At 70.5% G+C, this 23,070-nt stretch carries 18 protein-coding genes; 1 reads left to right on the top strand and 17 read right to left on the bottom strand.

The window, feature by feature from the left end:
- Nucleotides 1–236 precede the first annotated feature (236 nt).
- The 6 genes from ACFCXS_RS07135 to ACFCXS_RS07110 form a co-directional block, all read right to left on the bottom strand.
- A complete protein-coding gene (locus ACFCXS_RS07135; protein ID WP_376642048.1) occupies nucleotides 237–1,847 on the bottom strand; it encodes a beta-N-acetylhexosaminidase in 1,611 nt (536 codons plus the stop codon).
- Between the two features lie 15 nt (nucleotides 1,848–1,862).
- Complete coding sequence (locus tag ACFCXS_RS07130) at nucleotides 1,863–2,708, bottom strand: carbohydrate ABC transporter permease (protein ID WP_376642047.1); 846 nt, start codon at nucleotides 2,706–2,708, stop codon at nucleotides 1,863–1,865.
- Entirely contained in the window at nucleotides 2,705–3,721 is a 1,017-nt protein-coding gene (locus ACFCXS_RS07125) for a carbohydrate ABC transporter permease (protein ID WP_376642407.1), read from the bottom strand. Before ACFCXS_RS07125 ends, ACFCXS_RS07130 begins: the two co-directional genes overlap by 4 nt.
- A 65-nt stretch (nucleotides 3,722–3,786) precedes the next feature.
- Nucleotides 3,787–5,085 (bottom strand): extracellular solute-binding protein, encoded by a 1,299-nt coding sequence (locus ACFCXS_RS07120; RefSeq protein ID WP_376642046.1) that lies wholly within the window; start codon nucleotides 5,083–5,085, stop codon nucleotides 3,787–3,789.
- Between the two features lie 210 nt (nucleotides 5,086–5,295).
- Nucleotides 5,296–5,571 carry a DUF3039 domain-containing protein gene (locus ACFCXS_RS07115; protein WP_376642045.1) on the bottom strand — a complete coding sequence of 92 codons (276 nt, stop codon included), beginning with the start codon at nucleotides 5,569–5,571 and terminating at the stop codon, nucleotides 5,296–5,298.
- A 29-nt stretch (nucleotides 5,572–5,600) separates the two neighbouring features.
- A complete protein-coding gene (locus ACFCXS_RS07110; protein ID WP_376642406.1) occupies nucleotides 5,601–6,173 on the bottom strand; it encodes a YqgE/AlgH family protein in 573 nt (190 codons plus the stop codon).
- A gap of 253 nt (nucleotides 6,174–6,426) precedes the next feature.
- Here ACFCXS_RS07110 and murA point away from each other — a divergent pair, with 253 nt between their 5' ends.
- A complete protein-coding gene (murA, locus tag ACFCXS_RS07105) occupies nucleotides 6,427–7,767 on the top strand; it encodes a UDP-N-acetylglucosamine 1-carboxyvinyltransferase (RefSeq protein ID WP_376642044.1) in 1,341 nt (446 codons plus the stop codon).
- A 348-nt stretch (nucleotides 7,768–8,115) separates the two neighbouring features.
- Here the strand turns inward: murA and ACFCXS_RS07100 are convergent, their stop codons facing one another.
- The 11 genes from ACFCXS_RS07100 to ACFCXS_RS07050 form a co-directional block, all read right to left on the bottom strand.
- The gene (locus ACFCXS_RS07100; RefSeq protein ID WP_003990598.1) at nucleotides 8,116–8,397 is read right to left on the bottom strand and encodes an HU family DNA-binding protein; all 282 of its coding nucleotides are present in this window, start codon (nucleotides 8,395–8,397) and stop codon (nucleotides 8,116–8,118) included.
- A 329-nt stretch (nucleotides 8,398–8,726) separates the two neighbouring features.
- A complete protein-coding gene (locus ACFCXS_RS07095; RefSeq protein WP_376642043.1) occupies nucleotides 8,727–10,160 on the bottom strand; it encodes an NAD-dependent malic enzyme in 1,434 nt (477 codons plus the stop codon).
- A gap of 362 nt (nucleotides 10,161–10,522) precedes the next feature.
- Complete coding sequence (locus ACFCXS_RS07090; RefSeq protein ID WP_376642042.1) at nucleotides 10,523–12,820, bottom strand: HelD family protein; 2,298 nt, start codon at nucleotides 12,818–12,820, stop codon at nucleotides 10,523–10,525.
- Nucleotides 12,821–12,946: 126 nt separating this feature from the next.
- Nucleotides 12,947–13,780, bottom strand: coding sequence for an anti-sigma factor family protein (locus ACFCXS_RS07085; RefSeq protein WP_376642041.1), 834 nt, complete (start codon nucleotides 13,778–13,780; stop codon nucleotides 12,947–12,949).
- Complete coding sequence (locus tag ACFCXS_RS07080) at nucleotides 13,780–14,301, bottom strand: sigma-70 family RNA polymerase sigma factor (RefSeq protein ID WP_010039908.1); 522 nt, start codon at nucleotides 14,299–14,301, stop codon at nucleotides 13,780–13,782. Before ACFCXS_RS07080 ends, ACFCXS_RS07085 begins: the two co-directional genes overlap by 1 nt.
- Nucleotides 14,302–14,653: 352 nt before the next feature.
- A complete protein-coding gene (locus ACFCXS_RS07075) occupies nucleotides 14,654–15,244 on the bottom strand; it encodes a CGNR zinc finger domain-containing protein (RefSeq protein WP_376642040.1) in 591 nt (196 codons plus the stop codon).
- Between the two features lie 410 nt (nucleotides 15,245–15,654).
- Nucleotides 15,655–16,803 carry a uroporphyrinogen-III synthase gene (locus tag ACFCXS_RS07070; protein WP_376642039.1) on the bottom strand — a complete coding sequence of 383 codons (1,149 nt, stop codon included), beginning with the start codon at nucleotides 16,801–16,803 and terminating at the stop codon, nucleotides 15,655–15,657.
- 116 nt (nucleotides 16,804–16,919) lie between these two features.
- Nucleotides 16,920–18,299, bottom strand: a complete 1,380-nt coding sequence (locus ACFCXS_RS07065; protein WP_376642038.1) for a nitrate/nitrite transporter — start codon at nucleotides 18,297–18,299, stop codon at nucleotides 16,920–16,922.
- Between the two features lie 157 nt (nucleotides 18,300–18,456).
- Nucleotides 18,457–19,461, bottom strand: a complete 1,005-nt coding sequence (locus ACFCXS_RS07060) for a hypothetical protein (protein ID WP_376642037.1) — start codon at nucleotides 19,459–19,461, stop codon at nucleotides 18,457–18,459.
- Between the two features lie 101 nt (nucleotides 19,462–19,562).
- Nucleotides 19,563–20,852, bottom strand: a complete 1,290-nt coding sequence (locus ACFCXS_RS07055) for an acyltransferase (protein ID WP_376642036.1) — start codon at nucleotides 20,850–20,852, stop codon at nucleotides 19,563–19,565.
- Nucleotides 20,849–23,050 (bottom strand): glycosyltransferase, encoded by a 2,202-nt coding sequence (locus tag ACFCXS_RS07050; RefSeq protein WP_376642035.1) that lies wholly within the window; start codon nucleotides 23,048–23,050, stop codon nucleotides 20,849–20,851. The genes ACFCXS_RS07055 and ACFCXS_RS07050 overlap by 4 nt, the downstream gene beginning before the upstream one ends.
- Between the last annotated feature and the right edge of the window lie 20 nt (nucleotides 23,051–23,070).

Raw genomic sequence — 23,070 nt, 5'->3', positions numbered from 1 at the left:
CCACCTGGTCCCACCTGTGCTGCCGTACGGTACGTGCTGACAGGGCGGACGTGGCAACTCTGGCACATCTTGGCGAGAGCCGAAGACACGGGTCCACTAGGAGGCATTCGCCCACCTCACCGGCGAGATGGCCCGTTTTCGACCAGGTTCACCAGTGCATGCCGGTTGGCACTTTCGGTGACCCTTGTGCGCTTTTTCCGTGGCCTGTTCGAGCTGTTCGGTCGAAGCCGTCGGGGCTACCGGCCGGCCGGCGGGCCGTCGATCGGGCGGCCCAGCACCCCCGGGCGTCGCTGCCAGGGCAGCGGGCCCGTCGGGGGCCGGTAGGCGACGCCCAGGGCGTCGAGCCGCCGGTAGTGCGCGGTCATCCGGCGCTGGAACTCGGCGAAATCCCGTTCCGCCGGGGCGGGCAGGGCGCTCCAGGCGACTTCGGCGAAGGCCGCGAGGCGGGGGAAGGCCTGGTAGTCCACGCGCGCCTGGTCCTCCATCACCTCGGTCCACAGGTTGGCCTGCGTGCCCAGCACGTGCCGGGCCTCCTCGGGCGTCAACTCGGGTGGAACGGGCTCGAACCGGTAGACGTCCTCCAGGGTGCGCACCCACCCGATCGGTACCGGCTCCTCGGGGCCCGGGTCCTGACGGTGGTCCAGGTACACGTGCTGTTCGGGGCACATGACCACGTCGTGGCCGGCCCGGGCGGCGGCGATGCCGCCGGCGTAGCCGCGCCAGGACGAGACGGCCGCGCCCTTCGCCAGACCGCCCTCCAGGATCTCGTCCCAGCCGATCAGCCGCCGTCCGCGCGCGGCGAGCCAGGTGTCGAAGTGGCCGATGAACCAGGACTGGAGCCCGTCCTCGTCCGCGAGCCCGAGTTCCCTGATGCGCGCCTGGGCCGTCTCCGAGCGGCGCCACTGGTCCTTGGGGCATTCGTCGCCGCCGATGTGCACGAACTCCGAGGGGAACAACCGGAGCACTTCCTCGAAGACGCCCTCGTAGAAGCGCAGGGTGTTGTCGGTGGGGGCGAGTACGTTCGGGTTGATTCCCCAGGTGTCCCATACGGAGAGGGCGGTGGTGTCGATGACGTCGGTGTTGCCGAGTTCCGGGTATGCGGCGATGGCGGCCTGCGAGTGGCCGGGTACGTCGATTTCGGGGACGACGGTGATATGCCGCTCGGTGGCGTAGGCGACGATCTCGCGGATGTCGTCCTGGGTGTAGTAGCCGCCGTGCGGCTTGTCCTCCCACAACGGCGAGGCTCGGTGGCCGGTTTTCGTGCGGGCGCGCCAGGAGCCGATCTCGGTCAGCCGCGGATGCCGCTCGATCTCGATGCGCCAGCCCTGGTCGTCCGTCAGATGGAAGTGGAAGACGTTGAGTTTGTGTGCCGCCATCAGATCGAGGTGCCGCAGCACCCCTTCCTTGGGCGTGAAGTGCCGGGCGACGTCGAGCATCAGGCCGCGCCAGCGGAATCGGGGGGCGTCCCGGATCTCGGTCAGGGGCAGCCGCCATGTACGGCCGGGCAAGGGTGCGCGCCGGAAGGCGTCGGGGCCGAGAAGCTGCCGCATCGTCTGGACGCCCCAGAAGACACCGGCGGGCGAGCCTCCCTGGACATGCACGCCATGGGGGGCGACGACCAGGCGGTAGGCCTCGGCGTCGAGGCCGGGCCGGACGGAGAGATGGAGGACGTCGTACTCGTCCCCCTTCCTGGGCGGCAGCGCGAGCCCGGTCGCCGCGCCGAGCGTCGCGCGCAGCCATCGCGCCGTGTCCTCGGTGCCCGGCCCGGCCTCGATCCCGAAGTCGTCGCCGAGTTCGAGAAAGCCCTCGGCCGGCTCGATCCGGTGAGGCAGCGGAATGAGATCCATGGATGATCAGGCCTTTCAGTCCTTGACCGCCCCGCCCAGCCCCGACACCAGCCGTCGCTGCACGAGTACGAAGAAGATCAGTACCGGAATCGTCATCACCGTGGACGCCGCCATCACGCCGCCCCAGTCCGGGTCGTCGGGCTTGTAGAAGACGAGCAGGGCCATCGGCAGCGTCGACTGCGAGGTGTCGCTGATGATGAACGACTTGGCGAACAGGAAGTCGTTCCAGGCCGAGATGAACGAGAACACGCTGGTGGCCACGAGACCCGGCAGGACGAGCGGGAAAAGGATCTGCCAGAGGAATCGTGCCCGGCTCGCCCCGTCGATGTACGCGGCCTCCTCCAGCGCCTCCGGAACGGCTTTCACGAACCCCCGCAGCATCCAGATCGCGAAGGGCAGCGAGAAGGCGATGTGGGGCAGGATCAGCGAGCCCAGCGTGTTCAGCTGACCGGCGTCCCGCATGAGGAAGAAGAGGGGGATGGTCAGGGCTTCCACGGGCACCGTCTGGGCCACCAGAAACATGATCAGAAGGGTGGTCCGGAGGCGGAAGCGGAATCGTGTGACGGCGGTCGCGGCGAGAAACGCGATCAGCCCGGAGGCGATCACGACACAGCCCGCGACGACGAGGCTGTTGAGGAAGTAGCGGCCGAATTCCTGCTGCCCGAAGACACGCCGGAAGGAATCCAGGGAGGGCGCGAGCGTCCAGGGCCGGGGTTCGCTCGACTCGATCTCCCCGGCCGGTTTGAAGGCGCTGAGCACCATCCAGTACAGGGGAAAGGCGACGACGGCCGCGATCAGCAGGGCACCGGCCTCGGCGGCCAGTCGGCCCGGGCGGCGGACACGGACGCGCAGCGGATTCACAGTTCCTCCCCCTGCCGGCGCAGCAGCCGCAGGTAGACCAGCGTGACGGCGAGCAGGATCAGCAGCATCACGACGCCGATCGCGGAGCCGAGGCCGTACTGCGAGGACGCGAAGGCCTGCTGGTAGGCGTAGACGTTCAGGACCAGGTTCTGGCCGGCGATGCCGCCGCCGTTCGTCATGACGTAGATCTGGGTGAAGACCTTGAAGTCCCAGATGACCGACTGGATGGTGACGACGACCAGGATCGGCCGGAGCATCGGGGCGAGCACCGAGCGCCAGACGCGCCACTGCGAGGCGCCGTCCAGACAGGCGGCCTCCAGCACTTCGGCGGGTACGGCGCGGATCCCCGCGTAGACGGTCACCATCACGAACGGGAAGGAGCACCACACCACTTCGAGCAGCACCAGGAAGAAGGCGCTGAGGCGGCCGTAGGTCCACGCGTGGTCGCCGAGACCCAGCATCCGGTTGACCGGGCCGAAGTCCGGGTCGAAGAGGAACAGCCACACCGTGGAGCCGGTGACGGCCGGGGTCGCCCACGCGCCGAGGGCGGCCAGCATCAGGGCGAGCCGCGGCAGCGCCCGGACGTGGGTGAGGAGTACGGCCAGGGCGCAGCCGACGGCGAGTGTGGAGACGACACAGGCCGTCGCGAACAGCACGGTGGCGAGCAGCACCTGCCAGAACTGCGGGTCCCCGAACAGCGCGGTGTAGTTGCCGAACCCCTCGAAGGTGGTCGGCTCACCGCCGCTGACCTGGGCCTGGGTGTACCGGAAGAAGGAGATCAGGCCGAGTTGCCAGATCGGGTAGCCGAGCAGTCCGCCGAGCACGAGGAGCGCGGGCGCGAGATACAGCCAGGGGGTCCAGCCGCCGGTGACCCGCCCGGACCTGCCCGCCCCGCTCCGGCGCGCACCCGGTGGCCCGGAGCGCCGGGCCCGGCCGTCGGAGGGCGTGCGCGCGGCCGGAAGGTGCTCCGCGGCAAGGCCGGGCGGGCCCGCGGAACGTTCCTTGCGGCGCAGGGTGCCTGCCGGCCCGGCCCCGGCCGGGCCGGCCCCTTCGGGATCCGTGCGGTCGTTCACCGGGCTCACCCGGCGGAGCCGAACGCGGAGTTCATCTTCTTGGCGGCGTCCTCGGAGGCCTTCGTGACGTCCTTCTTGCCGCTGACGACCTCCTGGAACATCGTCGGCAGGACGAGGGAGGAGTCGATCCGGGCCCAGGCGGGTGAGGCGGGGACGAACCTGGTTCCGGCGGAGAGGGTCCGCACGAAGGGCTTCACGAAGGGCTCCTTCGCCGCGGCCTGCGTCCGGACGTCCGTGAAGGTCGGCAGGAAGCCCATCGCGTCGAAGAGTTCGCTCTGTGTCTTCTTCGAGGCGAGCCGCTCCATCAGCTGCACGGCGAGTGTGCGGTGCGAGGTGCTCTTCAGGACGCCGATGTTGTTGCCGCCCGCGAAGGCGGGAGCGATCGAACCGGACTTCACCCCCGGCAGGGGGACGACGGCGTACTTGCCCTTGACCTTCCCGGCCTCGACGGCGGTGTGGCTGAAGTCGCCGCCGATCGCCATGCCGGCCTTGCCGGCGGCGAAGGCGCTGACCGTGTCGTTGCCGCCCATGCCCGCGCACTTGGCGGCCGGGCAGTTGTCGTCACCGAAGAGGGACGTGTACGCCTCGATGCCCTTGCGGGCCTCCGGGCTGTCGATGCCGGACGCGTACGAGCCGCCCTTGCCGTTGGCGAGTTCACCGCCGTTGGCCCATACGAACGGCATCGCGCCGTAGGTGTAGGCGCCGCCGACCGCCAGCCCGTACAGCTCGGGTTTCGCGGCGCGTATCTTCCGTGCGGTGGAGGCGAGTTCGTCCATCGTCCTCGGGGCGGACAGGCCGAGCTCCTCGAACACGTCCGTGCGGTAGTACAGGGCGCGGACCCCGACGTAGAACGGGGCGCCGTAGAGCCTGCCGTCCACCGTCACCGACTGTTTCGCCGTCGGGTCGGTGTCCTTCGCCTCGCTCCAGTCGCCGAACTCCTTCGTGACGTCGAGGAGTCCGCCGTCCTTCACATAGCCGGCCGTGTCGGTGTTGCCGTACTCGATCACGTCGGGTGCGGAGCGGGGGTCGTTGAAGGCGGCCTTGACGCGCTGGGCGCGGGTCTCGACCGGGATGTACTCGACCTTGACCTTCGTGCCCTCGTGGGCTTTCTCGAACCCGGCGACGACGGAGTCGACGACCTTCTCCTTGGGGGCGTTGCCGACCTCCTGGAAGAGCCACACGCGCAGTGTGCCGGTCTTCTCGTCCTTGCCGGAGGAGGAGTTCGAGGAGGTCTGGGGCGCGCAGGCGGTGGCCAGGAGGGCGGCGAGGGCGGTGAGCCCGGCGCAACGGACGGACGGCTTCATGAAGTGATCCTCCGAGAGAGTGTTGCAACATGCGCAATGGGGGTTTCGCTGTGCACAACACATCGGAGGCTAGGGACTTCATGAACACGCCCACAAGAGGTCTCAACCACTCTGTGACCGGCGGACGCATCCTGCGCAACGCCCGGACAGTACAAAAGCCCCCGGGGCGCGCGAAACGCACCCTGGGGGCCTCACGCCCGCGGGCCGGGCCTACTCGTCGCCCTTGCCCTCGTCCCCGGAGCTCATGGACTCGTAGATCTCCTTGCACATGGGACACACGGGGTACTTCTTCGGGTCGCGGCCCGGTACCCAGACCTTGCCGCACAACGCCACGACGGGGGTGCCGTCGAGGGCGCTCGCCATGATCTTGTCCTTCTGGACGTAATGGGCGAAGCGCTCGTGGTCACCGTCACCGTGGGAGGTCTGCGGCGTCGGCTCAACGAGGGTCCCCGTACCAGTCCCGCGCTCGGGCTCGAGAGTGCTCATAGGGCCAAGGGTACTGAAGCCCACACGCATCAGTTGAGCGACGGGTCGTCCGGGTACGTCGCCACCATCGCCAGCTCGCTGCGCTGGCGGCGCAGCACCTCGCGCCAGAGCCGCTCGGGAGACGGGCACGAGACGTCACCGGGCTCCGACTCGACCACGTACCAGGCACCGTCCGTCAGCTCGTCCTCCAGCTGGCCCGGCCCCCAGCCGGCGTACCCGGCGAAGATGCGCAGCGAGCCGAGGGCGGAGGCCAGCAGCTCCGGCGGGGCCTCCAGATCGACCAGGCCGATCGCGCCGTGCACCCGGCGCCAGCCCAGCGGGGCGGCCTCGCCGGAGGCGCCGCCGGGGACGACCGCGACCCCGAGGGCGGAGTCCAGTGAGACCGGGCCGCCCTGGAACACGACACCCGGTTCCACGGCGAGGTCCCCCCAGCCCTCCAGGATGTCCCCCACGTCCACCGGGGTGGGGCGGTTGAGGACGACGCCGAGCGAGCCCTCCTCGTCGTGGTCGAGGAGCAGCACCACCGCACGGTCGAAGTTCGGGTCCGCCAGGGCGGGGGTGGCCACGAGCAACCGCCCTGTGAGCGAGGACACCTCGGTCATGGCAGACATGATCCCGCATTCTCCCCGTGCGTGGGGAGGCAATGGGGCACGGGGAGGGGGCCGCAGCTCAGGGCGCACCGAAGCGTTCCACGCGCACGAAACCGGCGGTGACCCCATGTGCCCGGCAGTCAACGGTTCGTGTTGTGACAGAGCGGTGACGTGGCTGGGTCTCACTCAGGCTTACAGAAGGGGGGTGGTGGGCGATTACCCTTTCCCTTCTGGCCCCTGCCCGACTCCATGGAACGCGAGATTCATGACCGTCAACGACGATGTCCTGCTTGTCCACGGCGGAACCCCGCTGGAGGGCGAGATCCGTGTCCGCGGTGCGAAGAACCTCGTACCGAAGGCCATGGTCGCAGCGCTGCTGGGCAGCGCTCCGAGCCGGCTGCGCAACGTTCCTGACATCCGCGACGTCCGCGTCGTGCGGGGTCTGCTGCAGCTGCACGGTGTGACGGTCCGTCCGGGTGACGAGCCCGGCGAACTGGTGATGGACCCGACGCGCGTGGAGAGCGCGAACGTCGCTGACATCGATGCCCACGCCGGTTCGAGCCGTATCCCGATCCTGTTCTGCGGCCCGCTGCTGCACCGTCTCGGCCATGCGTTCATCCCCGGTCTCGGCGGCTGCGACATCGGCGGCCGGCCCATCGACTTCCACTTCGAGGTGCTGCGGCAGTTCGGCGCGAAGATCGAGAAGCGGGACGACGGCCAGTACCTGGAGGCGCCCCGGCGGCTGCGCGGTACGAAGATCGCGCTGCCGTACCCGTCCGTCGGCGCGACCGAGCAGGTGCTGCTGACGGCCGTCCTGGCGGAGGGCGTCACGGAGCTGTCCAACGCGGCCGTCGAGCCGGAGATCGAGGACCTCATCTGCGTGCTGCAGAAGATGGGCGCGATCATCGCGATGGACACCGACCGGACGATCCGCATCACCGGTGTGGACCAGCTCGGCGGCTACAACCACCGCGCCCTCCCGGACCGCCTGGAGGCCGCGTCCTGGGCGTCGGCGGCGCTGGCGACCGAGGGCGACATCGTCGTCCGCGGCGCGCAGCAGCGCTCGATGATGACGTTCCTGAACACCTACCGGAAGGTGGGCGGTGCCTTCGAGATCGACGACGAGGGCATCCGCTTCTGGCACCCCGGCGGCCAGCTGAAGTCCATCGCGCTGGAGACGGACGTGCACCCCGGTTTCCAGACGGACTGGCAGCAGCCGCTGGTCGTGGCCCTGACCCAGGCCACGGGCCTGTCGATCATCCACGAGACGGTCTACGAGTCCCGCCTCGGCTTCACGTCCGCCCTGAACCAGATGGGCGCGCACATCCAGCTCTACCGCGAGTGCCTGGGCGGCTCGAACTGCCGCTTCGGCCAGCGCAACTTCCTGCACTCGGCCGTCGTCTCGGGCCCGACCAAGCTGCAGGGCGCGGACCTGGTCATCCCCGACCTCCGCGGCGGCTTCTCGTACCTGATCGCGGCCCTCGCGGCCCAGGGCACGTCCCGCGTCCACGGCATCGGCCTGATCAACCGCGGCTACGAGAACTTCATGGAGAAACTCGTCGAGCTGGGCGCGAAGGTCGAGCTGCCGGGCAAGGCACTGGGCTGATCCCGCGCTGATCCCGGCCTTCCGGCCACGGCCGTCCGGCTGGGGGTCCGGGGGTCGCCCCCCGGGCAAGCACAGCATGGAGAAACTCGTCGAGCTGGGCGCGAAGGTCGAGCTGCCGGGCAAGGCACTGGGCTGATCCCGCGCTGATCCCGCCCCTGCGGCCGCGCCCGTCCGGTCGGCCGCTCGGGTGGTCCCGGACCGTACACGCCGAGGGGCGGCCACCTGATTCAGGTGGCCGCCCCTCGGCATTTCATGCGGCTCTGCGTGGTGCGCCCCTAAGGGGCGCGGGGAACTGCGCGACCGGCCACAGGCGGCCCGCAGTTGCCCACGGCGCACGCGACGGGCCGCTTACTTACCCTTGGCCGCTTCCTTGAGCTTCGAGCCCGCGGAGACCTTCACGCTGTAACCGGCGGGGATCTGGATGGGCTCGCCGGTCTGCGGGTTGCGGGCGGTGCGAGCGGCACGGTGGGTGCGCTCGAAGGTCAGGAAGCCGGGGATGGTGACCTTCTCGTCGCCCTTGGAGACGATGTCGCCGACGACGTCGGCGAACGCGGCCAGCACGGCGTCGGCGTCCTTGCGAGTCACCTCGGCGCGGTCGGCCAGCGCGGCCACCAGCTCACTGCGGTTCATGTTCTTACTCCCGTGTTCATCTTGCCGTTGAGGCGTCAGATCGAAGCCGATGCTGCCAGGGTCCTCGATGAGTCCCCGGACCCGGGTCCGTCGTCAGACCCTCGCGCCCAGAGACGCATCCTGCCCCTACCTGCGGCGGGAAAGCCAATCCGGCACCCGCAGGAGTCGTGAGAACACCCTTGGGGAGTCACACGAAAAGAGGGCCTGAGCCTTGCGCCACGATAGCTGCGCTGCTGACAGGGTTCTTGCGACGCGCCGGGTTCCCAGCGGCCGTGGGGTTACTCACAGTCCGGGGGCCGGGTCCCGAGGGGCCCGGCCCGGCCTCCGCCTCAGACGCCGGACGGGCTGCCCACCGTCGCACCGGCCGCCTTCGCGGCCTCCCGCACGGCACCGGCGACCGCGCCCGCGACCTTGTCGTTGAAGACGCTCGGAATGATGTAGTTCGGGTTCAGCTCGTCCTCGGTCACCACGTCCGCGAGGGCGGTCGCGGCGGCCAGCATCATCTCGGTGTTGACCGTGCGGGACTGCGCGTCCAGCAGACCGCGGAAGACACCCGGGAAGACCAGCACGTTGTTGATCTGGTTCGGGAAGTCCGAGCGGCCGGTGGCGACAACGGCCGCGGTCTGGCGTGCGATTGCCGGGTCCACCTCGGGGTCCGGGTTCGCAAGCGCGAACACGATGGCGCCCTCGGCCATGGCGGCCACGTCGTCGCCGTCGAGGACGTTCGGGGCCGAGACGCCGATGAAGACGTCGGCGCCGCGCACGGCCTCCTTGAGGGTGCCGGTGAGGCCCTCGGGGTTGGTGTTGTCGGCGATCCAGCGCAGCGCCGAGTCGGGGGCGGCGTCCACCAGGTCCTCGCGGCCCGCGTGCACGACACCGTGGATGTCGGCGACGACGGCGTTCTTGACGCCCGCGGCGAGCAGCAGCTTCAGGATGGCCGTACCGGCGGCGCCGGCGCCGGACATGACGACGCGGATGTTCTCGATCGCCTTGCCGGTGACACGCAGCGCGTTCGTCAGGGCGGCGAGGACGACGATCGCGGTGCCGTGCTGGTCGTCGTGGAAGACGGGGATGTCGAGGGCCTCGCGCAGCCGGGCCTCGATCTCGAAGCAGCGCGGGGCGGAGATGTCCTCGAGGTTGATGCCCGCGAAGCCCGGGGCGATCGCCTTGACGATCTCGACGATCGCGTCGGTGTCCTGGGTGTCGAGACAGATCGGCCAGGCGTCGATGCCGGCGAAGCGCTTGAAGAGGGCCGCCTTGCCCTCCATGACGGGCAGCGCGGCCTTGGGGCCGATGTTGCCCAGGCCCAGCACGGCGGAGCCGTCCGTCACGACCGCAACGGAGTTGCGCTTGATGGTGAGGCGGCGGGCGTCCTCGGGGTTCTCGGCGATCGCCATGCACACGCGGGCCACGCCCGGGGTGTAGACCATGGACAGGTCGTCACGGTTGCGGATGGGATGCTTGGACGCCATCTCGATCTTGCCGCCGAGGTGCATGAGGAAGGTCCGGTCCGAGACCTTGCCCAGGGTGACGCCCTCGATGCCGCGGAGTTCCTCCACGATCTCGTCGGCGTGCGCGGTCGACGTCGCCGCGATGGTGACGTCGATACGGAGCTTCTCGTGACCGGAAGCGGTGACGTCGAGGCCGGTCACCGAGCCTCCGGAGGACTCCACGGCAGTGGTGAGCTGCGAGACGGCGGTTCCGCTCGCGGGCACCTCCAGCCGGACCGTCATCGAGTAGGAGACGCTGGGCGCCGTTGCCATGGCCGACTTCCTCTGCTTTCACCTGAGCCTGAGTTGTGCCGTCCGATCGTCGCACCTACCGCTGAGTAGCAGGTAGCCGCCCTCGATTGCGAACGTTTTGTTCGCGGAAAGGGCGCGGAAAGCACGCGGAAGAGCCGGGTGGGCCGCAGTAAAAGAGACCCACGTCACGTGGACGTGGGTCTCTTCTCAAGTAGGTGGCACCGACCCGCCATGCTCGCCTCGCGGCAAGTGGTCGCTCGTAGCGACGAAGGTTGGGCCCGGGGGCTTGGATCGGGCCGGTGCCACATCCAGGCTAACAAACAGATCCCGTAAGGCCATTCCCGTACCGGTAGTTCATTTCGCCGGTAAGTGGGTATCGGGCCTCAGTCCCTGAGGAGATCCGGAACTCCCGCCGCGTCGGGCTCGTCCCGGCCGGCCGAGACGACGGTGAGCTGCTGGGTGGCCCGGGTCAGCGCGACGTAGAGGACGCGCAGTCCGGCCGGGGACTCGTCGGCGATCTCGGCCGGGGAGACCACGACCGTCGCGTCGTACTCCAGGCCCTTGGCCTCCAGGCTGCCGAGGGCCACGACCCGGTCGCCGAGTCCGGCCAGCCAGCGGCGGGCCTCCTCGCGGCGCTGCATGGCGACGACCACGCCGACCGTGCCGTCGACGCGCTCCAGAAGCCGCGCCGCCTCGTCGCGGACGGTGGCGGCCAGGGTGTCCTCGACGACCGTGAAGCGGGGTTCGACGCCGGTGGAGCGGACCGCCTTCGGCGACACGGAACCGGGCATGGCGAGGGCGAGGACCTTGGAGGCGAGCTCGGCGATCTCGGCCGGGTTGCGGTAGTTGACCGTGAGTTCGAAGCGGCGGCGCGGGCGGGTGCCGAGCGCCTCGTCGCGGGCCTCGGCCGCCTCGTCCGGGTCGGACCAGGAGGACTGGGCCGGGTCCCCGACGACCGTCCAGGTGGCGTGCCGGCCGCGGCGGCCGACCATGCGCCACTGCATCGGGGTGAGGTCCTGGGCCTCGTCCACGATGACGTGGGCGTACTCGACGCGTTCCTGTGCGAGGCGTTCGGCGCGCTCGCGCTGCGACTCCTCGCGCACCGGCATCAGCTCCTCCAGGCCGGTGAGCTGGTCGAGCGGGTCGAGTTCGCGCTTCTTGCGGGGACGGGCCGGGGCGCCGAGGACGGCCAGGAGCTCGTCGAGCAGGGCGATGTCGTGCACCGTGCGGCCCTCGCGCCTGAGCGAGCGGGCGACCTTGCGGACCTCGCCGGGGTTGAGGATCCGCCGGGCCCAGCGGCCCAGGCGCCGTTCGTCGGCCATGGCGTCCAGGACGGAGGCCGGGGTCAGCTCCGGCCACCAGGCGTCGAGGAAGGCGATGAAGACGTCCTCGGAGGTGATGTCCTCGTCGAAGGAGGAGCGCAGCTCGGCCGCGAGTTCGGGGTCGGAGTGCCGGCCGGCCGCGCCGGACTGCTCCCACAGGGCGTCCAGGAGGAGCTTGCGGGCGCGCGGGCGCAGCAGGTTCACGGGGGCCGTGCCGCCGAGGGCGGAGCGGCGGATGCCGTCCAGTTCCCGGGCCTCCAGCTCCAGGCGGCGTCCGAAGGCGACCACGCGCAGCCGGGCCGGAGGGTCGTTCAGCTCCAGGGCGCCACGCGCGGCCTTGCGCAGCACCTTGAGCATGCGGGAGGAGCCCTTGGCGCGGGCCACGGACGGCGAGTCGTAGAGCGTGGCCTCGCTGCCCTCGACCAGGGAGCCGATGGCGCGGATGGCGACCTGGCCCTCCTCGCCCAGAGAGGGCAGCACGCCCTCGGTGTAGGCCACGAGCAGCGGGGTCGGGGAGACGATGAGGATGCCGCCCGCGTAGCGGCGCCGGTCCTGGTAGAGGAGGTAGGCGGCGCGGTGCAGGGCGACGGCGGTCTTGCCGGTGCCGGGACCGCCCTCCACATAGGTCACGGAGGCGGCGGGGGCGCGGATGACCAGGTCCTGCTCGGCCTGGATGGAGGCGACGATGTCGCGCATGGTGTGGCTGCGGGCCTGGCCGAGCGCGGCCATCAGGGCGCCGTCGCCGATGACGGGCAGCTCGTCGCCGTGGAGGTACGCCGTGAGCTCGGGGCGCATCAGGTCGTCCTCGACGCCCAGCACCTGGCGGCCCTTGGAGCGGATGACGCGGCGCCGGACGACCCGGCCGGGGTCGACCGGGGTGGATCGGTAGAAGGGGGCGGCGGCCGGGGCCCGCCAGTCGATGACCAGCGGCGTGTAGTCCTGGTCGAGGACGCCGATGCGGCCGATGTGCAGGGTCTCGGCGATGTCGGCGGTGTTGTCGGGGCGTACGGCGCCCTCCGCCGGCTCGACGGCGGTGTACGCCCCGTCGGGGCCCTTTTTGCCGTCCTTGCCGGTCAGCAGGTCGATACGCCCGAAGAGGAAGTCCTCGAACTCGTTGTTGAGCCGGTTGAGGTGGATGCCCGCGCGGAAGACCTGGGCGTCCCGTTCGGCGAGTGCGCCGGGGGTGCCGACCTGGCCGCGCCGGGCCGCGTCCTGCATGAGGAACTCCGCCTCGTGGATCTTCTCCTCGAGGCGCCGGTACACCCGGTCCAGGTGTTCCTGTTCGACGTCGATCTCCCGGTCACGAACCGAGTCGTGCACCGAACCGACCGCGCCTTGTCTGTGAGCCTGAGCGGCCACCGGGCCCCCTTCTGACGTGCTGGGCAGCCGTCAACCGTACGCGAAGGGGACCCCTGGAAGCTACGGGCTGGCGGGCAGGCGCGGGACCTGTTGCCCCAATGGCTCCTGCCGGGCGGCCGGACAGCCCTATGCGTCGACCTCGACCAGGCGCTTGCCGTCGAACTCCACGACCTCGAAGTGGTCGATCTGGTTCGGGTCGAACGCGGCGCCGCCCTGGACGTAGAGGGGTTCCTTGGCCTTGTCCGTCTCGGCGTCCGGGATGCCGTAGCCCCACTCCGGGACGGACCAGGAGGCCAGGGTCTCGCGCTCGCCGTTCTTTCCGACCGCGACGAGGGCGCACTTCAGCGGGCCCTTGACGTTCTTCAGCTCCAGGACCGCGCCCGTGCCCCAGTCCTTCTTCTGCACGGCGACCGTCGCGGAGACCTTGGTGTTCGGGTCGGTGGCGGTGATCTTGTCGGAGATGCCCTCGAAGGCGGCCTTCGCGGGGCTCGCCGCGAGCGGGCGGTTCTCGGCGCCGCCGCTGCCGCCGTCGCCGCCGTTCGTCGCGACCGCGACGAAGGGGCCGCCGATGATCAGCGCACCGGCCGCGGCCACCATGTAGAAGCTGCGGCGGCGCTTCTGCGCGCGGCGGTCGGCGACCTCGTCGACCAGCTTCTCCACCAGGCGCGGCCTGGGCTTCGCGGACAGCGAGTCGCCGATGGCGGGTGTGCTGCCGGAGCCGGGCAGATCGGCGAGGGCGGCGAGCATCGGCTCCATGCCGGCCAGTTCGTCGAGCTGCTGGGCGCACCATTCGCAGGTGGCGAGGTGGGCCTCGAACGCGGTTGCTTCGGCGTCGTCGAGGATGCCGAGGGCGTAGGCGCCGACGGTCTCGTGCTCGTTCGGCACCGGAGATTCCTGCATGGGACCAGACATACCCATGCCTCCCGTACCGAACCCCTGGTTACCCCCGTAAACACTCATCACGCCGTCACCCCCCGCTCCTCCAGTGCCAGCTTCATCGAACGCAGGGCGTAGAACACCCTGGAGCGGACGGTGCCGCTGGGTATGCCCAGGGTCTCGGCCGCCTCATTGACGGTACGCCCCTTGAAGTACGTCTCGACGAGCACCTCCCGGTGGGCGGGGGTCAGGTCGTCGAGTGCGTCCGAGAGAGTCATCAGCCACAGCGCCTTGTCGATCTCGTCCTCCGCGGGGATGACCTCCAGCGGCGACGGGTCGACCTCCTGCGGCCGGGCCTGCCGGCTGCGGTGGCCGTCGATGACGATGCGCCGGGCGACCGTCACCAGCCAGGGGCGTACCGATCCGGTCGCTCTGTTGAGCTGACCGGCGTTCTTCCAGGCACGGATGAGCGTCTCCTGCACGACGTCCTCGGCGCGCTGCCGGTCTCCGGCGACCAGGCGCAGGACGTATGCCAGCAGGGGTCCGGCGTGTTCGCGATAGAGCGCACGCATCAGCTCCTCATCGGGTTCCGAGGGCTGGGACATGCGATGTCGGGCCCTCGGTGCTCGTTCATTGGCCACGACGGAATCCTTGCGCACGCCCACCTCCGATGTCCGGGGGTTCCCCCAGTCGGTCGCTCCACATGCCGTACGGATGCGAGCGGTTGGGCGTTCAAAGAGACCCGACAGATTTCTTCAAGATGACGTCACGAGCGGGACATGGGGTCACATTCCCACCCCGCGTTCTTTACATTTCCGCCACATCGACCAGATCAAGCCAGGCCTTCCCTACGGTGGCGTAGGTAAACGGTATGTAAGCGAAATCACTTCGCCGACGCGGACGCAGAAGTGGCATTTAGGACAGGGAAATTGAGTGCACGGACCACTCAATTCCGTTTCAGGCGCGGGCGAGTGCCGCGCGGCGGCGATGCCGGGCGACACGTTCGCGGTTCCCGCAGACCTCGCTGGAGCACCAGCGCCTCCTGCGTCCGCGGGAGGTGTCGAGGTACACGATGGGGCAGTTGTCCCCTTCGCACTGGCGCAGGGCCGCGCGGGCGACGGGGTCGGTCAGCAGGTCCACGGCGTCCCGGGCGACGGCCGCGAGCAGGGCGGCGCAGCCGGGCGGGCCGTCCAGCCGCCGCAGCAGCCGGCCGTCCTCGCCGCGGACCGCGCGGGGTGCCGGAGGCGCGGTGCGGGCCAGGTCGTTCACGCGGGCGAGGGCCAGGTCGTACGTCGCGACTCCGGGTCTCGGCCGGCAGCGCACCAACCGGTCGACCTGGGCGCGCAGTTCACGGAAGGCGAGCAGCCAGCCGGTGTCGGCGTGGGCCAGGGCGGTGTCGGCCGGGACGAGCGCGGAGCCGGTGATCCAGGCGCGCAGCACGTCCACGGAGTCGAGCCGTTCCTCGGGGTGCGTGGTGGTCAGCAGGTCCAGGCAGATCCGCCCGGTGTCGAAGCGCAGCTCGTTGGGCGTGGCCGTACTCAGTGCCATGTGCCTGTCACCGCCTAGGGGTTCACCCCGGTCGCGAGGGCTTCGGTGAGACGCCGGTGAGTGGGCCGGTGGACCGCTCCCCCCTACAGTGCCTGCCCGCCACGACTCCGGAAACCCCCCGCGCACACGCCGACGCGACGGGTGTCCCGACCGCGCCACGCGACCGGGCCGCGACCGGAGCAGGCCGCCGCGCTCCTGCCGGGTCCCGCCGGACCACCGCGAGGCGTCCCGCCGGCAGTTCGTTCCGGCAGAGGCGGATTCCGGCTCAACCTCCGGACCGGCTCACGCGTGCGTGCACTTCGTCTCCGGACCGGCTCACGCCTCCGCGTACTTCACCTCGGACCGGCTCACGCGTCCGCGTACTTACCTCGGACCGGCTCACGCGTCCGCGTACTTCACCTCGGACCAGCTCACGCGTCCGCGTACTTCGTCTCCGCGCTCGGGTCCAGGGCCAGGCGGTAGCCCCGCTTGACCACCGTCTGGATCAGCTTCGGTGTGCCGAGGGCCGTGCGCAGACGGGCCATGGCGGTCTCCACCGCGTGTTCGTCGCGGCCGGAGCCGGGAAGGGCCCGCAGCAGGTCCGCGCGGGCGACGACCCAGCCGGGGCGCCGGGAGAGGGCACGCAGGAGGGCCATGCCGGCGGGCGGGACGGGCTTGAGATCACCGTCGACCACGACGGCGTGGCCGCGGATCTCCACGCGGTGCCCGGCGACGGGCAGCGAGCGGGCCCGCCCGGGCAGTTCCTGGCACAGCAGCTGCACCAGAGGGCCGAGCCGGAAGCGTTCGGGCTGGATCGTGTCGATGCCGCTGGACTGCAATGGCAGCGCCGTGACCGGGCCCACGCAGGCCGGCAGGACGTCGTGGCTCAGAGCCGCCAGCACCTCGTCGAGCAGTCCGCGGTCCTTCGCCCGGGAGAGCAGGGAGGCGGCGGCCGGGGCACTGGTGAAGGTGACCGCGTCCAGGGCCCGGGCGACCGTGGCGTCCAGCAGACGGTCGACCGGGGTGATGTCCTCCGGCGGCATCCAGCGGTAGACGGGCACCCCGACCACCTCGGCACCGCCCTCCCGCAGCGCCTCCACGAACCCGGGCAGCGGCTCACCGTGCAGCTGGATCGCGATCCGCAGCCCCTCGACCCCCTCCTCCAGGAGCCGGTCCAGCACCTCCGCCATGGACTCCGACGACGGCGACCACTCCTCGGTCAGCCCGGCCGCCCTGACCGCGCCCTTGACCTTCGGCCCGCGCGCCATGATCCGTACGCCGCCCAGCCGCGACAGCAACTCCTCCCCCAGCCCCCAGCCGTCGGCGGCCTCGACCCAGCCCCGGAAGCCGATCGCGGTGGTGGCCACGGCGATGTCCGGCGCCCGCTCGATGATGTCCTTCGTCGCGGCCAGCAGCTCGCTGTCGTCGGCGAGCGGCACGATCCGCAGGGCGGGGGCGTGCAGGACGGCGGCACCGCGTCGCTGCAGCAGCACCCCGAGCTCGTCGGCCCGGCGCGCGGCCGTCACACCCACGGTGAAACCCGCCAGGGGCCCGTGGTCCGGTCGCTGTTCTTCGTACATGGCTCTCGTCCCGCATCCAGTCGTCGTACTTCGTGGGTACGGCGTACCTACATGCCGATCGAGCCTGTCAACGGCTCGTGACAGGCTCGGATCGGCGTGATGTCGCTGGTGTTACGTCACACCTCGGCGTAGCTGAGCTGCGGCTTCGCCTCCGAGGCCGTCGTGCTGACGGGTACCCGGGGAGCCGTACGGCGAAGGTATACGGCCCATGTGACCACGAAGCAGACCGCGTAGAAGGCGAGGAAGGCGACGAACGCCCCGGTGCCCGAACCGTAGGAGAGGAAGGACTGGCGGAAGGCGAGGTTGATGCCGACACCGCCGAGCGCGCCCACCGCGCCGATCAGGCCCATGGAGGCCCCGGACAGCCGCCGCCCGTACGCCGCGGCCTCCTCGCCCTCCAGCCCCTTGGCCAGGGCCTTGTTCTGGAAGATGCCCGGGATCATCTTGAACGTCGAGCCGTTGCCGAGCCCGCTGAGCACGAACAGCACCACGAACGCCCCGGTGAACAGGGACAGCGACTTCTGCATCGAGGCGCCGATGAGGACCGCCGTCGCGGCGCCCATGCCGACGTAGTTCCACAGGCTGATCCGCGCGCCGCCGTAGCGGTCGGCGAGCCAGCCGCCGACGGGCCGGATGAGGGAGCCGAGCAGCGGGCCGAGGAAGGTGACGTACGCGGCCTGGAGCGGGGTCCGGCCGAACTGGTTCTGCAGGACCTGGCCGAAGGCGAAGCTGTAGCCGATGAAGGAGCCGAAGGTGCCGATGTAGAGCACGGACATGATCCACGTGTGGCCGTCGCGCGCGGCGTCCTTGGCGGCACCGGTGTCGTTCTTCACGTTCTCGAGGTTGTCCATGAAGACCGCGGCCATGACGGCGGCGAGGACGATGAGCGGGATGTAGATCCCCAGCAGGACCCGCGGCCCGCCGCTCGCGCCGATGATCGCGAGGGCGGCCAGCTGGATCACCGGCACGCCGATGTTGCCGCCGCCCGCGTTCAGGCCGAGAGCCCAGCCCTTCTTCCGCAGCGGGAAGAAGGCGTTGATGTTGGTCATGGAGGAGGCGAAGTTACCGCCGCCGACACCGGCGAGCAGGCCCACGAGCAGGAACGTGGAGAAGGAGGTCCCCGGCTTCATCACGGCGAACGCGGCGACCGTCGGGACCAGCAGGAGGCTCGCGGAGATGATCGTCCAGTTCCGTCCGCCGAAGATCGCCACGGCGAAGGTGTAGGGGACGCGGACGACGGCGCCGACCAGCGTGACCATCGAGGTCAGCATGAACTTGTCGGCCGGGGTGAGCCCGTACTCCGGGCCCATGAACAGCACCAGCACGGACCACAGGGTCCAGATCGAGAAACCGATGTGCTCGGACAGCACGGAGAAGTAGAGGTTGCGGCGGGCTACCTTCTCCCCGGTCTCCTTCCAGAACGTCTCGTTCTCCGGGTCCCAGTGCCGGATCCAGCGTCCGCCCTTGCTCGGGGGTGCTGTGCCAGGACCTGTCATGACGCCTCCACTGTGCTCCGGGCTCTGTCGTACTCCGACTGACTGATCCCGAAGGTAGGGAGGACGCGTTTCCTGTCGTGTGGCACCGAGTGACCGCGAGGGAACTTCGCTCTCACCCCGGGCTCGGGCGGGATGAGAGGTTCCGGGAGGGATCCGCTCAGTACTGCGGGGGCTGCCCGTGGGGGTTCTGCTGCGGGTGGGGCTGCTGGTACGGCTGGGCGTAGGGGCCCGGGGCCTGCCCACCGTAGGGGCCGGGCGCGGGCTGCCCCGGGTACGGGCCCTGCGCGGGCTGACCGGGGTAGGGGCCGGGCGCGGGCTGACCGGGGTACGGGGCTTGGCCGGGCTGAGCTCCGTGAGGAGCCTGCGCGGGCCGGCCTCCGTAGGGGGCCTGTGCGGGCTGACCCGGGTACGGGGCCTGTGCGGGCTGACCCGGGTACGGTCCGGGTGCCGGCTGGGCGTACGGGCCGGGCGTCTGCTGCCCGTAGGCCGCCGGCGCCCCCATCGCCGGACCCGCCTGGCCGGGGGCCCCGTACGGCCCACCCGCGAACGGGTTGCCCTGCCCGGGCTGCTGCGCCCCCGGCGGCAGATAGCGCAGCCGCCCGGTCTCGTCGTTCACCGGCATGAAGCCCGCCGCCCGCAGCCGGGCCGCGAACTTGGCGTTGCGCTTGCGCGTCACCAGGAATCCGATGCCGAAGACCGCCATGAGCAGCAGCCACACCACACCGGCCGCGACGAAGTCGGTGGACTGGCCCCCGGAACGGAAGGCGAGGATCACACAGCCGACGGTCACACCCAGGGCCCCGTACCCCATGCGCTTCTCGGCGCTCTTGCCGGTGAGGTCGAAGTTGATACGGGCCTTGAGGAGTTCGAAGGCGTCCGGCACGAGGGGCGGCAGGGAGACGCCGTCGGCAGCGTTCGGATACTGCGCCCAGTTCTGCCCGGCCCGGGCCCGGGCCTGCGGGCTCGGGTCGGGCACGAGGAGCATGATGAGCGCGCCGTTGCGGCCGCTGCTCTGGCGGACGTCGGCGTACTCGTAGCCGAACTGCTGGGCCACGAAGGCCAGCCGGGCGAGCTTCTTCACGGACGCCATCGGGCTGGTCAGTTCGACCGGTTCCCCGCTCGCCATCAGCCGAAGCATCTTCTGTGTCTGCCGCTTGCTCATTCCACCGCTCCCCCGGGCCACCCGTTCACAGACGCAACTCGGGCAGTTTTGCACACGGGCAGAACGCCGGGGAACGGGCCCTCCCCGGGCCGGCCCGCCCCCTACCGCCGGCGCCTGCGGCTGTTGCCGCCGCGCCCGTTCGGCCACCACCGCGGCGACCGCTTCGCCGCGATGTCCTCGACCCAGCCGAACATGAGGATCGCCGCGCCGATCAGCGGCCAGACCAGGGCGAACATCCAGAGGGTGTACGTGCTGTCCAGCGCGGACACCGCGCCGTCGCTCTGGAGGAACGGCAGCTCGTAGAGCAGGTCGAGGATCGGGACCGTGGCCATGATGAGGAGGTTGTGCCAGAGGTAGATCGTGACGGCGCGGTTGTTGGAGAGGGTCACGAGCTTGTCCCACCTGGCCAGCCGGCCCGGGAGTTCGCGCCACGACGGGGAGTACTGGAGGAGTACGACCACGAAGCCGAAGGACCAGGCCGCCTGGGCCAGGGGGATGTCGTTGAGGTCCCAGCCGTCGGGGCCCAGATGCCCCGAGGCCCACCACAGGCCGACGGCCATGAGCAGGGCCGCGCAGGAGATCGCCAGGTAGCGGGGGATCCGCTTGAGCAGGCCCTCGTGGTGGGCGAAGCCCAGGACCCAGCAGCCGCCGTAGACCGCGAAGTCGGTCACCGCGTTGCCCGTCTCGCCGGGGATCTTCACCAGGCCCGTGCCGACGACCGCCGTGAGGCCCAGTGGCGCCAGCAGCGTCGGCCACGGTGCCCGGCGGAACGCCCACAACAGCAGTGGGGAGGCGATGACGAACCAGAGGTAGGCCCGCAGGTACCACAGTGGACCGGCCGCCTGCACCGCCCAGGTCTCCTCCAGCAGGCCGGACCTGGCTCCGAGGTGCCAGGGGAAGGGCGGGGCGCCGACGGGGAAGAAGTAGTTGGCCAGATCGACCAGGCCCCAGGCGCCGCCGTGGTCCGGGTCCTTCAGCGGATTCCAGCCGGCCGCGAACATCATCGCCAGCACCACCACGCCGAACACCCAGAGCGGGGGCAGGAGCCTGCGGATCCGGCCCCGGATCACACCGAGGGCCGGGCGGTCCAACGAGCGCGCCATCAGGGAGCCCGCCAGCGCGAACATCACGCCCATGGACGGGAACAGCACCGTCAGCCACGCCCAGCCGAACAGGTGGTAGACGACGACACGGACCAGGGCGATCGAGCGCAGCAGGTCGAGGTAGCGGTCACGGCCGCCGCCCTGGCGCGCCGACGCGGCGGGGGCGGTCGCGGTGGCGGTTCCGCCCGCCGGGGCGGGGTCCGTCCTGCGCTGCTGTGGCATGCCGTAGGACGCCCCCGGCATGCCGGACGCCGTCGATGACGTGTGGATCGGGTTTCCGTGGGTCATGCCACCGGCCTCCGCTCGGAGCTGCTCTGGGACCGCTGGCGCGGCACGGGGCCGCCGCGGGGCGCGTCGACCACACCGGTACGCCGCAGCTTCTGCCAGCGCAGCCGGCCGCCGGTGAGGGCGGTGATCCAGGACTGGAGCAGTACGACGTACATCAGCTGGCGGTACAGGATCTGCTGCAGAGGCAGCGAGACGAGATGGGTCATGCGCTCGCGGTCGAGCCGGAACGCGTAGGCCGCGCAGACCGCCTGGATCGCCAGGACGCCGAGCCACGCCATGATCGTCTTCTGGGTGGGGCCGAACACGAGGCCGTAGACGAGGAACACGTCGATCAGCGGGGCCAGCAGGGGCGCCAGGACCATGAAGAGGGACACCAGCGGCAGGCCGACGCGGCCGAAGCGGCCCGAGGGGCCCTTGTCCACCAGGGCCCGGCGGTGTTTCCAGATGGCCTGCATGGTGCCGTAGGACCAGCGGTAGCGCTGGGACCACAGCTGCTGGACCGTCTCCGGCGCCTCGGTCCAGGCACGGGCGTTCTCCGCGTAGACCACGCGCCAGCCGTCGCGGTGCAGGGCCATGGTGATGTCGGTGTCCTCGGCGAGCGTGTCGTCGCTCATGCCGCCGACCCGTTCCAGCGCGCTGCGGCGGAAGGCTCCGACCGCGCCGGGGATCGTCGGCATGCAGCGCAGTACGTCGTACATCCGGCGGTCGAGGTTGAAGCCCATCACGTATTCGATGTGCTGCCAGGCGCCGATGAGGGTGTCCTTGTTGCCGACCTTGGCGTTGCCCGCCACCGCGCCCACGCGCGGGTCGCCGAAGGGCTGCACCAGTTCGCGCACGGTGGACGGCTCGAAGACCGTGTCGCCGTCCATCATCACGATCAGGTCGTACCGGGCGTTGGCCACACCGCGGTTGAGCGCGGCCGGCTTGCCCGCGTTGAGCTGGCGGACGACCCGGACGTTCGGCAGGCCCATGGCCTCCACGATCCGTGACGTGCCGTCGGAGGAGCCGTCGTCGATGACGAGGACCTCGATGGGGTGGTCGCTCTCGGCGAGGGAACGGACCGTGTTCTCGATGCACTTGGCCTCGTTGTACGCCGGGACGAGAACCGACACCGGTTCGGTGATCGGCGCTCCCCAGCGGAAGCCGCGGCGGCGCACCCGGCGTGCGTGCACCCCGGAGAGCAGCAGCATCAGCACGAAACGGCCGATGACGAGGGTGCCGACGATCGAGAGTCCGATGACCAGCCCGTCGGTGAGCTGCTCCGAGGCCTGGACCAGGAAGATCCACGCCGCGCCCTTCCACCGGTCGAGGCCGGTGACCCGGGAGTGCGCGCTCGGGGCGTCGAGGGCCTCGGTGAGGTTGCTGAACTCGTAGCCCCGCTCGTGCAGGTCGGGCAGCATGCGGTCCAGTGCCGCGACGGTCTGGTGCCGGTCGCCGCCGGAGTCGTGCATCAGGACGATCGCGCCCTTGCCGCCCTGGGGCGTGGCACGTCGGACGATCTCGGCGACGCCGGGCTTGCGCCAGTCCTCGCTGTCGGTGTTGTTGACGACGGTGATGTAGCCGCGCCGGCCGATGTACTCGGTCACCGGCCAGGATTTGTTGTCCATGGCGTCGGCGAAGGAGGAGTACGGCGGCCGGAAGAGCGAGGTACGGATGCCCGCCGCGCCCGAGAGGGCGAGCTGGTTCTGGGACAGTTCCCAGTCGATGCGCTTTGTGGACTGGTAGGACAGGTCGGGGTGGTTGAAGGTGTGCAGACCGACCTCGTGGCCTTCGTCGACCATGCGCCGGACCAGGTCGGGGTAGCGCGAGGCCATGGTGCCGGTGACGAAGAAGACCGCGTGTGCGTCGTGCTCCTTCAGAACGTCCAGGACTTTCGGCGTCCAGACCGGGTCGGGGCCGTCGTCGAAGGTGAGCACCAGCTGGTGGTCGGGCACACGCAGGGTCTCGGCGCGGCCGCCGCGGGCATCGATGACGGGCCCGCCGCTCATGATCTTCTCCGGCACCCGGTCGGTGGCGGCGGGCGGTCTGACCCGGTGGTCGGCGAGGATCTCGCTGTGCACGTATCCGCGCAGCATGAGCATCGCCCCCAGCGCGACGAGCACGAGCAGGGGCAGCAACAGACGCATGGGCAGGCGCCGGCGCCTGGAGCCGCCACGGGCTCGGGACGCGGGCCCGGAACGGCGAGTACGGGATGCCATGAGTGGTGGTACTCCGGGTG

This window comes from Streptomyces sp. NPDC056373 (assembly GCF_042262425.1).
GTDB lineage: Bacteria > Actinomycetota > Actinomycetes > Streptomycetales > Streptomycetaceae > Streptomyces.
This window is presented reverse-complemented; position numbering and strand designations above follow the sequence as displayed.